Genomic DNA, 13,033 nt, shown 5'->3' on the forward strand with positions numbered 1-13,033 from the left:
CTAACTATACGCGTATACTTTTTCCGTGAGCAACCCGACGTCCCTCTCCTCTCCCGCTCTTCGCGGCGTCCTGGCGCCGTCGATCCCCGCACTGCTTGCGGCGGCGATCGCCGCCGCCGGTGCCGGACTCCTGTCCCTGGCAGCGGTGTGGTCCCTGGTGCGGGCGGTGTCGGGCGACGGTGCGGGAGGGGTGGTGTCGGCGTGCGTCGCCTGGGCCGGCGCAGCGGTGCTCTCGGCGGCAGCGGCGTGGCTGGCGCACCGGGCGGAGGGACGCTTCGAAGCGCGACTGCGGCGCCGGGTGGCCGTGCAGGTGCTCAGGATGCCGGCCGACAGGCTGAGCGTGAGATCCACCGACCGCCTGCGCCGCCTGGTGTCGGATGACGTGGCGGCCCTGCACCACCTCATCGCGCATCTGCCGTCGGAGGTCGCCACACTCGCGCTCGTGCCGGCTGCCGCGATCGTGCTCCTCCTCGCCGCCGCGGGGCCGGCCGCACTCCTCGCGCTTGTGCCGGGCGCCGTCGCGGCAGCGGTGTACCTCGGCGTGATTCCGCGGCTGTCCGCTCGGCATGGTGCGCAGCGGGCCGAGGTGATGGCCGGCATCACCACGGCGGTCGACGACTACGCGCGCGGCATCGAGGTGTTCCGTCTGAGCGGATCCGCTCAGGGCGCTCTCGCCGACTACGTCACGGCCGCGGAGCGCTTCACCGCCGGCATGGTCTCCTGGGTTCGGCGCGTCGCCACCCCGGCCGCCATCGCCGTCGCGCTGCTTCAGGCCGCGGCGAGCCTGGCCATCGCCTACGCGGTCGGCGCCTCGTGGGACATCTCCCGGCTCGCCGCGGTCCTGCTGCTGAGCCTGTCCCTGGTCGCCCCGGCGTTGCGGCTCGGCCACGGCCTGGACTACGTGACGGCCGGGAGAGCGGCGGCCGCCCGCATCGCAGAGCTCCTGGCGGAGCCCCCGCTGCCGGCGGGAGAGCGCGGCGTCCCGGACGGGGATGGCGTGCGGGCCGACCGGATCTGCGTGTTCGCCGGAGAACGGATGGTCATCGACGGGCTCTCCTTCGCGGCGCGTGCCGGATCGGTCACCGCGGTGACCGGGCCGAGCGGTGCGGGGAAGTCGACGCTGCTCCGGGCGATCGCGGGACTGATGCCCACGGCGAGCGGAGAGGTCCGGATCGGGGGGACACCGGTCGCCGCGCTCGACGAGACGTCTCGCCACGGCGCCGTGCAGTTGATCCCGCAGGGCGGGGACGTGCTGCCGGCGAGCGTCGCCGACAATCTCCGACTCACCGCCCCGGATGCCGATGACGAACGGCTCTGCGCCGCGCTCGCGCGGGCGGGGGTCGCGGTCGGCCTCGATGACGACGCCGAGTCGTTGTCCGGGGGAGAGCGTCAGCGTCTCTCCCTGGCGCGCGCCTTCCTCTGCTCCGCCCCCGTGGTGCTGCTCGACGAGCCCACCAGCGCGCTCGACAGGGGCACTGCCGATCGGCTGTGGGAGCAGGTGGAGGCCCTCGCGCACGACGATGGGCGCACGGTCGTCGTGGTCACCCACGATCCGGCTCTCGCCGCGCGCGCCGACCAGCGCGTGGCCGTCACCGCCGCAGAGAACGGTGTGCTCCGATGACCCCCGCGACCCCGCGACGCCCCGGCATGACCGCCGTCTTCCCGCGGTCGGCCCGCCGCCGGCTGCTCGGCATCGGCCTCGGCTGGACGCTCGCCGGCGTGACGGAGGCGACCGCGTACACGATGCTCGCGCTGGCCGTCGCCCAGCGCGGCGGCATCGCGCCCGTCCTCGTCGCCGCCGGGCTCGCCCTCATCACGACCGTGCTGTGCTCGCGCTCCGGGTATCTCGCCGGAGCGCGCGTCGCCGGCGACCTCTACGCCGCGCTCGGCCGTGCCGTGGCGCGCACGAAGCTCGCATGGTTCACCGCCGAGCATCGTGCCCTCGTCACGCGCGTCGCGGGCATCGGCATCCCCTCGTTGATGGGTGTGCCGGCTCACCAGCTGCAGACGTTCATCCTCGCGCCGCTCGTGCCCCTCCTCCTGCTCGGCGGGATCGCCATCGTCAGCGGTCCGGCACCGGCCCTGGTCGCCGCCGGGCTCCTCGCCGCCGCACTGCTCGCCCAGATCGTCGCTCAGCGGCGACTTGCGCGCGCGGACGCCGGTCGCCATCGCGCAGAGCACGCGGCGACCGCGGCGACCCTCGAACTCGTCGACCACCTCGAGCTGCTGCGGACCGCTGCTCCCGCGGATCGCGCATTCGGGCGTGCCGAGCGAGCCTGGAGCGCACAGGAGCAGGCGATGTCGCGCACGAACACCGCCGCGGCTGCAGCGACATTCGTCTCGGCGCTGGCCGGGGTGCTCCCGCTCGCGGGCATGGCCGCATTCCTGGCGGCCAGCGGCGGCTTCGCCGATCCGCCGGCCGCGCTCGCTCTGCTGCTCCTCACCGGGCGGGCGAGCGCGCCCCTCGACGATCTCGCGCTCGCCGGCATCTCGATCAGCGAGGTCCGTGCCACGGTGTCCGCCTATCGGGAGGTGGTCACAGCGCCGAGGCTGCCAGCACCGGCGGCAACCAGCGTCCCCCGCGACAACACGATCGGCCTGCGCGACGTGGTCCAGCCGCCCGCGTTGGACGGAGTGTCTGCGACGATCCCAGAGGCAGCGCGCGTGCACGTGGCCGGGCCCTCCGGCGCCGGCAAGACCACGCTGCTCGGACTCCTGCTGCGCTTCGACGACCCCGCAGGCGGCGAGATCACCCTCGGCGGCGTCCCGCTCACCGCGCTCGCCGAGCATGAGCTGGCCGGCCGGATCGCCTACGTCCCGCAGGATCCGGTCGTCTTCGGCGGCACGCTCGCGTCCAACATCCGTCTCGGCAGACCGGATGCCGATGATTCTCAGATCATCCGGGCCGCCGAGCAGGCCGGGCTCGGAGCGATCATCCGCCGCGACCCGGCGGGCATCGACCAGCAGGTCGGACGGCACGGCGCCGCACTGTCGGGTGGTGAGCGGCAGCGCGTCGCCCTGGCGCGGGCGCTCGTCACGGAAGCGCCGATCCTGGTCCTCGACGAGGCGACCGCCGCACTCGACAAAGACACCGAGAGCGCCATCGCCGCCCGGGTCGTGAGCACCGGGACCACCATCGTGTTCGTGACCCACGGCGACCCGGGCCTCTGGCAGCCGGACGGCACGATCGAGCTCAGCGGGGGAGCGCGGTGACAGGAGATCAACCATGCCACACCCGAGATTCGCGTGCGGCACGGTCGAACCGTGATGGTGTGGTGCCCCCGACAGGAATCGAACCTGCGACCTACGGTACCGGAAACCGGCGCTCTATCCGCTGAGCTACGGAGGCGTACCGAACGACCTTACCACCCGGATCGGGCTCGCTGACGACGTCGGCGCGCCCCGCGTAGACTGGGCCGTCTATGAACCCGGATGCCCTTGCCGAAGCCCTCGTCTCCGTGCTCGCCCCCCTTGCCGTCGAGAAGGGCGTCGATGCGGGCGTCACCCCCGCCGACATCACGCTGGATCGTCCGCGAAACCGAGACCACGGCGACTGGTCGACCAACCTCGCGATGCGTCTGGCCAAGACCCTCGGGATGCCGCCGCGCGAGCTCGCACAGCGGATCGCGGACGGCCTGTCCGCGGTCGAGGGAGTGGCCAGCGTCGACGTCGCAGGGCCGGGCTTCATCAATATCCGCCTCGACGCGGCGGCGGCCGGCGTGCTGGCCCGCACGATCGTCGAGGCCGGCGCAAGCTACGGCACCAACGACTCGCAGGCGGGACGCTCGATCAACATCGAGTTCGTGAGCGCCAACCCGACCGGCCCGCTGCACATCGGGCACACCCGCTGGGCTGCGCTGGGCGACGCGATCGGGCGGTTGCTCGCCGCTTCGGGCGCGACCGTCGCGCGGGAGTTCTACATCAACGACGCCGGCGCGCAGATGGAGCGCTTCGCGCGGTCGGTGCTCGCCGCAGCGGCGGGGGAGCCGACCCCGGAAGACGGTTATGCCGGCGCGTATGTCGCCGACCTCGCCCAGCGTGTGCTGGCCGAGCGTCCCGACCTCCTCGACCTGCCGGAGGACGAGCGCCTCGTGGTCGCGCGCGAGCTGTCCTACGGCTATCAGCTGGCGGAGCAGAGGGAGTCGCTCGCGGCATTCAACGTCGACTTCGACGTGTGGTTCTCCGAGCGCACGCTGCACGCGAAGGACGACGAGGGGCTGAGCCTGGTGGACCGGGCGGTGGAGCGGCTGCGCGCGCAGGGGCACGTGTTCGACCAGGACGACGCGGTGTGGGTGCGCACCACCGAGTTCGGCGACGACAAGGACCGTGTCATCCGTCGCTCCAACGGCGAGTACACCTACTTCGCCGCCGATGCCGCGTACTACCTCGACAAGGGCGACCGGGGGTTCGAGCACAAGATCTACCTGCTGGGCGCCGACCACCACGGCTACGTCCACCGCCTCAAGGCGCTCGCCGGTGCGGCCGGAGACGATCCGGAGAAGGACATCGAGGTGCTCATCGGGCAGCTGGTCTCGGTGGGCGGAGCGCGGCTCAGCAAACGCGCAGGCAACATCATCGAGATGGACGACCTGCGCCGCTGGCTCGGCACGGACGCGCTCCGGTACTCGCTCGAGCGCTACCCGGCGGATTCACCGCTGTCGCTGGACCCTGAGCTGTTGCAGAAGCGGACCAACGACAACCCGATCTTCTACGTGCAGTACGCCCACGCTCGCACCCACAATGTGGCCCGCAACGCCGCGGACTCGGGTGTGGACCGTTCGGAGTTCGCCCCGGAGCTGCTCGATCACGAGACCGAGGCGGCCCTCCTCGGAGCGCTGCAGGAGTTCCCGCGCATCGTCGGGTTCGCCGCGGCGGTGCGCGAACCGCACCGCATCGCGCGCTACCTCGAGGAGCTCGCCGGCCTCTACCACCGCTGGTACGACAACTGCCGTGTGATCCCGAAGGGCGACGACCCGATCACCAGCGTCCACCGCACGCGCCTGTGGCTCAACGACGCCACCGGTCAGGTGCTCCGCAACGGCCTCGCCCTGCTCGGCGTCTCGGCGCCAGAGCGCATGTGACGTGATGGCGGGCGAACGGCGACGGCGCTGGCCGTGGGTGGTCGGCATCCTGCTGGTGCTGCTGGCGGGGCTCGCCGTGGCGGGGGAGTTCATCGCGCGCTCCGTCGTGCAGTCGATCGCGAGGACCGAGATCATCCGGGTGCTCGATCTGCCGGCCGACCAGGCGATGGACGTCGAGACCGATGGGCTGGTGCTGCCGCAGGTGATCGCCGGACGCCTGGACACCCTGCGCGTCTCGGCCGACGAGCTCTCGATCGGCGCCTTCACCGGCGCCGTGTCGGGTGAAGGCGTGGGAATCCCGCTGCGCGGCGGCGACCTGGGGTCTGCGACGCTGAACGTGCGCATCGACGAGGAACAGGTTCTCGATCTGCTGGCCACCACCGAGCTGCCGGTGGACGCGGTGACGCTCGCGGCGCCGGATGTCACCGCGACGGGCGCTTTCCGTGTGCTCGGACTCGCGGTGCCGGTATCGATCACCCTCCGCCCCGACGCGGCCGAGGGTGATCTGCTCGTGACACCGGTGTCGGTGTCCGTGGCCGGCGCCACGCTCGAAGCCGCCGACCTCGAGCGGTTCGGCGACATCGGCCGCACGATCACCGGGGCGCACCGCATCTGCATCGCCGACCGCATCCCCGCCGGCGTTCACCTCGTCTCCATCGAGGTGGCGCAGGCGGAGCTGATCCTCATCGCCGACATCGACGGAGCCATCGCCACCGATCTGTCGCTGCAGGAACCCGGCACCTGCGACTGAGGGCGCCGCCACCGCTGATCCGTTCCCTCGCACATGTGCGCCCGCGTCGCACGGAGCCGCGCAACGCGCCCGCAGGAAGCTCACATGCGCGGGGGAAGCGCTCGCGCAGCGCGGGGCGCGGTCAGCGCGGCTCCCGCGCGTGCGCCGTCCGTTTCTCGCGTTCCGCGGCGACGGCCTGCTCCGCGGTGCGCAGCTCCGCGGCGGCCGCGTCGACGTCCTGCTGGGCGCGGAGCACGCGCAGCTCAGCGAGCGTGCGTGCCCCGTACCGCGCACGCACGCGATCCTTCTGCTCTTCCACGCCGACGATGATCCAGCTGCTCGCGATGAGCATCACCTGCACGGAGAGGTTCACCCAGAGCAGCAGCGCGATGAGGGAGCCGAAGGTGGCCAGCAGCGGGTTCTTCGTGGCCCCGCCGACGAAGAGGCTTGAGAGCTGCTGCAGCACGGTCAGTCCGACGGCGCCCAGCAGCACGCCGGACCACAGCGTCCAACCACGCGCCTTCACCCCGGAGAGCGCTCGGAAGACCACGAGGACCATCGCGACGTCGAGGGCGAACACGACCACCGCGGAGACGATCGTCGGCGCGGCGGCGGCGAGTCCGCGGGCATCCGGCAGGTCGATGAGGCCGAGCACCCACCGTGCCCCGACCGAGCCGACCACCGTCGCCGCAGCGGCTGCCAGGAACGCCAGGCCGATGAACAGCGCCAGACCGATGTCGCGCAGCTGCGCCCAATACCAGGCGATGTCCTCTGCCGCGCCGCCCGCGATCGTGCGCAGCGCGAGGCGGAGCGTGCTGATCGCTCCGAGCGCGGCGACGATCAAGCCGACGAGCGAGACGACTCCGGCGATCGACAGTCCGACCGGAGCGGTGATCCGGTCGGGATCGACCAGGCCGTCCGGGCCCACCAGCCCGGGCACCGCGGTGCCGACGGCCTCGATCAGCGCGTTCCACACCGCCGGGTTGCCGGCCAGCCACAGGGCGGCCGCCGAGAACCCGAGCAGCACGGCGGCGAAGATGCTGAACAGTGCACGATAGGTGACGCCGTCGGCGAGGTTCGATCCGTTCCGCCCCTGGTACAGCAGGAAGGCGCGCACCAGTCGACGCTCGAGGGCCCAGGCGATCACGGCATCCATGCGCCCAGCCTATGCGCGCCTCGTCGTCGCGCCATGTCGCGGCTCCCTCCGGCCGCGCTGGGCGGAGAGGCGCGCGGTCCGGGCCGGTTGCGCCCGGTGCCGTAGGATTTGCGGAAGACTTCCGCCGTTCCCCGTGTCAACGGGAGAACCTGTCCACACGATTGGTCGCCCGTGCTCCCCGTCTCGTCCGCCGGATCGCCGGCCCCGGAATGGCTGCGCGTTCCCGCCGACGCCGACGCGCTCGCCCCGCTCGTCTGGCCATCGTCGGCGGGGCGTGATGAGGACGGCTGTCTGCTGATCGGCGGCGTCCCCGTCACCGAGCTGCGCGACCGCTTCGGCACGCCCCTGCAGGTGATCGACGAGGACGAACTGCGCGCCCAGGCGCGCCGGGTGCGCGCGGCCTTCTCCGACGCCGCGGCCGCCCACGACGCCCTGGTACGCATCTATTACGCCGGCAAGGCGTTCCTGACCGCCGACGTGGTGCGCTGGGTCCTCGCCGAGGGGCTCAACGTCGACGTCTGCAGCCGCGGCGAACTCGAGCTGGCACTGGCCGCGGGGGCAGACCCCGCCCGTCTCGGCCTGCACGGCAACAACAAGTCCGTGGCAGAGCTGGAGCGCGCGGTGGAGGTGGGGGTCGGCTCGATCGTGGTCGACAGCCTCATCGAGATCGAGCGGCTCGGTGCGATCGCCGAACGCCGCGGCGTCGTGCAGCCCATCCTGCTGCGTGTCAACAGCGGTGTGCACGCCGAGACCCACGACTATCTGGCCACGTCGCACGAGGACCAGAAGTTCGGCTTCGCCCTCGACACGGCGGCTGCCGCCGTCGCGCGCATCCGCGAGATCCCGGCGCTCTCCCTGCAGGGACTGCACGGGCACATCGGCTCGCAGATCTTCGGGGTGGCCGGTTTCGCCGAGGCGGCGTCGCGCCTGATCGAGCTCCATGCCGAGCTGCGCGAGGGCGGCGAGCTGCCGATGCTCAACCTCGGCGGCGGCTTCGGGATCGCCTACACATCGGCCGACGAGCCGACGCCGATCACCGAGCTGGCGGCCGGCATCCTCGACGCGGTCGTGCGCGAGTGCGCTGTCCGCGGTATTCCTGTTCCGTTGCTGGCCTTCGAGCCCGGCCGGGCGATCGTCGGACGTGCGGGCGTGACCCTCTACACGGTGGGCACGACCAAGGAGGTCTGCCTCGGCGGGGGAGCCGCGCGTCTGTACGTGAGCGTCGACGGCGGGATGAGCGACAACGCCAGACCAGCGCTGTACGGCGCGCAGTACTCCGCGCGCATCGCGTCGCGAACCAGCGGCGCGGAGCCGGTGTTGTCGCGTGTGGTCGGATCGCACTGCGAGTCTGGCGACATCGTCGTCGAGCACGAGTACCTGCCGGACGACATCACCCCGGGGGACCTCCTGGCGGTGCCGGCGACCGGGGCCTACTGTCACGCGCTGTCGAGCAACTACAACCTCTTCACGCGCCCGCCGGTGGTGGCGGTGCACGACGGAGAGGCGCGGGTGATCGTCCGCGGTGAGACCCTGGAAGACCTGTTCGCCCGAGATGCGGGGCTTGCCGTCGACCCGTCGGACGGCCCGTCGGACGGCGGCGAGACCGGTGAAGAGACCCCGGGCGATGCCCGGGAAGAAGGAGAGAGATGACACCTCAGCGCACGCTGCGAGTCGCCCTGCTCGGGGCGGGATCTGTCGGGTCGCAGGTGGCCCGCCTCCTGCTGGAGCACCGTGATGACCTGGCTGAGCGCAGCGGGGCGACCCTCGAGCTGGCGGGCATCCTCGTCCGCGATCTCGACGCCCCCCGCGATGCCGATCTGCCGCGCGAGCTGCTGACCACCGATGCGGAGAGCCTGATCGTCGGCGCCGACATCGTCATCGAGCTCCTCGGCGGGATCGAGCCGGCCCGCGGCTTCATCCTGCAGGCGCTTGCTTCTGGCGCGTCCGTGGTGACGGGCAACAAGGCGCTGCTGGCCACCCACGGCCCGGAGATCTTCGACGTCGCGGATCAGCTCGGCGCATCGGTGTCGTATGAGGCGGCGGTCGCCGGGGCGATCCCGATCATCCGCCCGCTGCGCGATTCGCTCGCGGGCGACCGGATCGTGCGGATCTTCGGCATCGTCAACGGCAGCACCAACTTCATCCTCGACAAGATGGACCGCGAAGGCTTGAGCGCCGCGGACGCGCAGCAGCTCGCGACAGATCTGGGCTACCTCGAGGCAGACCCGACCCTGGACCTCGAGGGCTACGACGCGGCGCAGAAGGCCGCGATCCTGGCGAGCCTGGCCTTCCACACCGAGGTCTCGATCGACGACGTGCACCGCGAGGGCATCGAGTCGGTGACGGCGGAGATGATCGCGGACGCGCAGGCCGCCGGCTACGTCATCAAGCTCCTGGCCGTGTGCGAGCGCCTGGCGGACGACGCGGCCATCTCGGTGCGCGTCTATCCGGCGTTGATCAGTCGTGAGCACCCGCTCGCGGCGGTCCACGGCGGGAACAACGCCGTCTTCGTCGAGGCCGAGGCCGCCGGCCCGCTGATGTTCTACGGGGCGGGCGCCGGGGGCGTGCAGACGGCGTCTGCGGTGCTGGGCGACGTCGTCTCCACCGCGCGTCGGCACATCGCCGGCGGCGTGGGGGTGGGGGAGTCTGCGCGGCAGAGTCTGCCCGCCGCGCCCATCGAGCGCATCACGATCCGGTACCAGATCACCCTGCAGGTGTCTGACGAGCCCGGCGTGCTCGCGCGGATCGCCGGGATCCTGAGCGACGCAGGGGTGTCGGTCGCGACGGTCGTGCAGACCGCAGATGACGAAGGACGCGCGCGTCTGGTGATCGGCACCCACGCGGCTCGGGAGAAGGCGCTGGGCGAGACCGTCGCACGCCTGGCCGACACCGCGGGTGTGGAGAGCGTCGCCAGCGTGCTGCGGGTGGAAGGCGAGTGAGCGCGGATCTGACCGGGCGCAGCGTCGCGGTGCGGGTCCCGGCCACGAGTGCGAATCTCGGCCCGGGTTTTGACACCCTGGGTCTGGCGCTCAGCCGCTATGACGACCTCACGGTCACTGCCATCCCCGCTGGCCTGGAGATCGAGGTCTCCGGTTCCGGCGCGGAGGAGATCCCGCGCGATGAGTCTCACCTGGTGGTCCTCTCGATCGCACACGTGTTCGCCGACGCGGGGGTCGAGATGCCGGGCATCCGGCTCACCGCCCGCAACGACGTGCCGCACGGCCGGGGGCTCGGATCATCGGGCGCCGCGGTGGCCGCCGGCGTGCTCGCCGCGCAGGGACTGCTGGACGGCGTCGCTGATCTCGACGCCGATGCGCTGCTCCGCCTGGCGACCGAGCTGGAGGGTCATCCGGACAACGTCGCCCCTGCGCTGTTCGGGGGGCTGACGATCGCGTGGGTCGCCGAGCGCGGCCCGCAGCACAAGAAGCTCCTCGTGCATCGCAGCGTGTCGCCCCTCGTGCTGGTGCCGAACCGGACGATGTCGACCCATCTCGCTCGCAGCCTGCAGCCCACGCAGGTGCCGCGAGAGGACGCGGTGTTCAACGTCTCGCGGTCGGCGCTCCTCATCGCCGCGCTCACGCAGAGCCCCGAGCTGCTGCTGGACGCAACCGAGGACCGTCTGCACCAGGACTACCGTGCGGAAGCCATGCCGCACACCCAGGCGATGGTGCGCGGGTTGCGTGCGCGGGGATTCGCTGCGGTCGTCTCCGGGGCAGGGCCGAGCGTCCTGGTGCTCGCGGACGGACCGGGGCAGCGCCTCGCCGCCGCCGAGGCCGCCGCGTCGATCGACACGGGCGACACGGCGTGGGAGGCGCTGTTCATCGCCGTCGATGCGCGGGGTGGTACAGTGAAGGAACGCGCGGAGGGCGTCACGTCCACGACGTGAGACGGCCTCTCACCGCTTTCGCGATTTCTCGCACAACCCGCCCTGATCCCGGGAATCACCGTTCCTGTGCATCATCCCTCTGGCGCGGCATCGTTCCAGGAGCAGGGCAGAGCAACGCATCGCGTTGACTCGAGCGATCCGCACGGCATCCGGCCGTGCGCGCTGTCAATTCCGCACGACCTACAGATAAGAGGAGTGCTCGTGGAGACTGTCTCCGAGACCACCCAGACCGACGCTCCGGCGTCGGAAGCCCCGGCCTCTGCCGAGGCCCCCGCTGCCCCCGCTCGCAAGCGCGCGCCGCGCAGGGCGACCTCCGCCACGGCGGCGAAGAAGGCCGCGGAGGCAGCTGAAGCCGCACCGGCCGATGCGCCGGCCGCGGAGGCTGCGCCGGCCGCGGAGGCACCCGCCGAGACCGCGCCCAAGGCGCCCCGCCGCACGCGGGCGAAGAAGGCGGACACCGCTGTCGTCGAGGCCGCACCGGGCGACGACGCCCCCGCCGAGGCACCGGCGAAGGCGCCGGCCAAGGCTGCTGCCAAGACTGCCGCCAAGACGGCAGAGCCCGCGGCGGAGACCGAGGCGCCCGCCGTCGAGGCCGCGCCCAAGCGTGCTCCGCGCCCCCGGAAGAGCCGGAGCACCGCTGCAGCGGAGACCGCCGCAGACGGGGAGACGACTCCGACCCGCGCCCCGGAGGCGCCGGCCGCTGAGGCGCCCGCCGCCGCGCCGGAGAAGGATGACACCGCCGCGGCAGACGCCGCGCCCGCCGCCGCGCAGCGAGGCGACGCCACGAAGGGCGACGCGCAGAGCGGCGACGCCGACGAGCAGGCCGGCGAGACCACCGGCCGCAGCCGCAGCCGCAGCCGCAACCGCAGCCGCAACCGCGGTCAGAACGGCGGGCAGCCGGCCGAGCAGGCCCCCGTGGAGGATGAGAGCAACGCCCGCGGCCGTCAGCGCAACAAGCGCCGCGGCAACACCACCTCCGACGAGTTCGAGACCGAGATCGGCGAGGACGACGTGCTCGTCCCGATCGCCGGGATCCTCGACGTGCTCGACAACTACGCGTTCGTTCGCACCGCCGGCTACCTCGCCAGCTCGGCCGATGTGTATGTCTCGCTCGGACAGGTCAAGAAGTACAACCTGCGCAAGGGCGACGCGATCGTCGGCGCCATCAAGCAGCCCCGTGAGGGCGAGCAGCAGGGCCGCCAGAAGTACAACGCCCTGGTCAAGGTCGACTCGGTCAACGGGCTGACCCCGGAGGACGCCGCGAACCGCGTCGAGTTCGGCAAGCTCACTCCGCTGTACCCCCAGGAGCGGCTGCGTCTGGAGACCGAGCCGGGCAAGCTGACCCAGCGCATCATCGACCTGGTGGCGCCCATCGGCAAGGGTCAGCGCGGCCTGATCGTCGCGCCCCCGAAGGCGGGCAAGACCATCGTGCTGCAGCAGATCGCGAACGCGATCGCCCACAACAACCCCGAGGCCCACCTCATGGTCGTGCTCGTCGACGAGCGCCCGGAGGAAGTCACCGACATGCAGCGCACGGTCAAGGGCGAGGTCATCGCCTCGACCTTCGATCGTCCGGCAGAGGACCACACCACGGTCGCCGAGCTCGCGATCGAGCGCGCGAAGCGTCTTGTCGAGCTGGGTCGCGACGTCGTCGTGCTGCTCGACTCGATCACCCGACTGGGGCGTGCGTACAATGTGTCGGCCCCGGCGTCCGGCCGGGTGCTCACCGGCGGCGTCGACGCCTCGGCGCTGTATCCGCCCAAGCGCTTCTTCGGCGCAGCGCGCAACATCGAGAACGGCGGATCGCTCACGATCCTCGCCACCGCGCTCGTCGAGACCGGATCCAAGATGGACGAGGTCATCTTCGAGGAGTTCAAGGGCACCGGCAACAGCGAGCTGCGCCTGTCGCGTCAGCTGGCGGACAAGCGCATCTTCCCCGCGGTCGACGTGAACGCCTCGTCGACGCGCCGTGAGGAGATGCTGCTCTCGCCGGACGAGGTCACGATCACCTGGAAGCTGCGCCGCGCCCTCGCCGGCCTCGACCCGCAGCAGGCCCTCGAGGTCGTCCTCGGAAAGCTCAAGGAGACCGACTCCAACGTCGAGTTCCTGCTGCAGATGCAGAACGCGCAGCTGAAGTCGGCGCCGTCCCCGGGCGCGCGCGACAACGACATCCGCTGATC

9 protein-coding genes and 1 tRNA gene are annotated in these 13,033 nt (G+C 71.9%); 8 read left to right on the top strand and 2 right to left on the bottom strand.

Annotated features, from left to right (window positions below; translation table 11 throughout):
* Positions 1-25 precede the first annotated feature (25 nt).
* Both AC3RXY_RS07615 and AC3RXY_RS07620 read left to right on the top strand, forming a co-directional pair.
* On the top strand, positions 26-1,621 hold the full coding sequence (locus AC3RXY_RS07615; RefSeq protein ID WP_491510301.1) for an ATP-binding cassette domain-containing protein: 1,596 nt from the start codon (positions 26-28) through the stop codon (positions 1,619-1,621).
* Positions 1,618-3,213, top strand: coding sequence for an ATP-binding cassette domain-containing protein (locus tag AC3RXY_RS07620; protein WP_491510302.1), 1,596 nt, complete (start codon positions 1,618-1,620; stop codon positions 3,211-3,213). The genes AC3RXY_RS07615 and AC3RXY_RS07620 overlap by 4 nt, the downstream gene beginning before the upstream one ends.
* A gap of 60 nt (positions 3,214-3,273) precedes the next feature.
* On the opposite strand, the gene AC3RXY_RS07625 is transcribed toward AC3RXY_RS07620, so the two are convergent.
* A tRNA-Arg gene (locus tag AC3RXY_RS07625) sits at positions 3,274-3,349 on the bottom strand.
* A gap of 73 nt (positions 3,350-3,422) precedes the next feature.
* Between AC3RXY_RS07625 and argS the strand changes: the two genes are divergently transcribed.
* The gene (gene argS, locus AC3RXY_RS07630; protein WP_491510303.1) at positions 3,423-5,081 is read left to right on the top strand and encodes an arginine--tRNA ligase; all 1,659 of its coding nucleotides are present in this window, start codon (positions 3,423-3,425) and stop codon (positions 5,079-5,081) included.
* Between the two features lie 4 nt (positions 5,082-5,085).
* Entirely contained in the window at positions 5,086-5,832 is a 747-nt protein-coding gene (locus AC3RXY_RS07635) for an LmeA family phospholipid-binding protein (protein WP_491510304.1), read from the top strand.
* A 121-nt stretch (positions 5,833-5,953) separates the two neighbouring features.
* On the opposite strand, the gene AC3RXY_RS07640 is transcribed toward AC3RXY_RS07635, so the two are convergent.
* Positions 5,954-6,967, bottom strand: a complete 1,014-nt coding sequence (locus AC3RXY_RS07640) for a YihY/virulence factor BrkB family protein (protein ID WP_491510305.1) — start codon at positions 6,965-6,967, stop codon at positions 5,954-5,956.
* Between the two features lie 171 nt (positions 6,968-7,138).
* Here AC3RXY_RS07640 and lysA point away from each other — a divergent pair, with 171 nt between their 5' ends.
* The 4 genes from lysA to rho all read left to right on the top strand — a co-directional run bounded on the left by lysA (position 7,139) and on the right by rho (position 13,031).
* Positions 7,139-8,617, top strand: a complete 1,479-nt coding sequence (gene lysA / locus AC3RXY_RS07645) for a diaminopimelate decarboxylase (protein WP_491510306.1) — start codon at positions 7,139-7,141, stop codon at positions 8,615-8,617.
* Complete coding sequence (locus tag AC3RXY_RS07650; RefSeq protein ID WP_491510307.1) at positions 8,614-9,906, top strand: homoserine dehydrogenase; 1,293 nt, start codon at positions 8,614-8,616, stop codon at positions 9,904-9,906. Before lysA ends, AC3RXY_RS07650 begins: the two co-directional genes overlap by 4 nt.
* Complete coding sequence (gene thrB / locus AC3RXY_RS07655) at positions 9,903-10,853, top strand: homoserine kinase (RefSeq protein WP_491510308.1); 951 nt, start codon at positions 9,903-9,905, stop codon at positions 10,851-10,853. Before AC3RXY_RS07650 ends, thrB begins: the two co-directional genes overlap by 4 nt.
* A gap of 201 nt (positions 10,854-11,054) precedes the next feature.
* Positions 11,055-13,031, top strand: a complete 1,977-nt coding sequence (rho, locus tag AC3RXY_RS07660) for a transcription termination factor Rho (RefSeq protein ID WP_491510309.1) — start codon at positions 11,055-11,057, stop codon at positions 13,029-13,031.
* Positions 13,032-13,033: the final 2 nt, after the last annotated feature.

This window comes from Microbacterium longlingense (genome assembly GCF_058349825.2).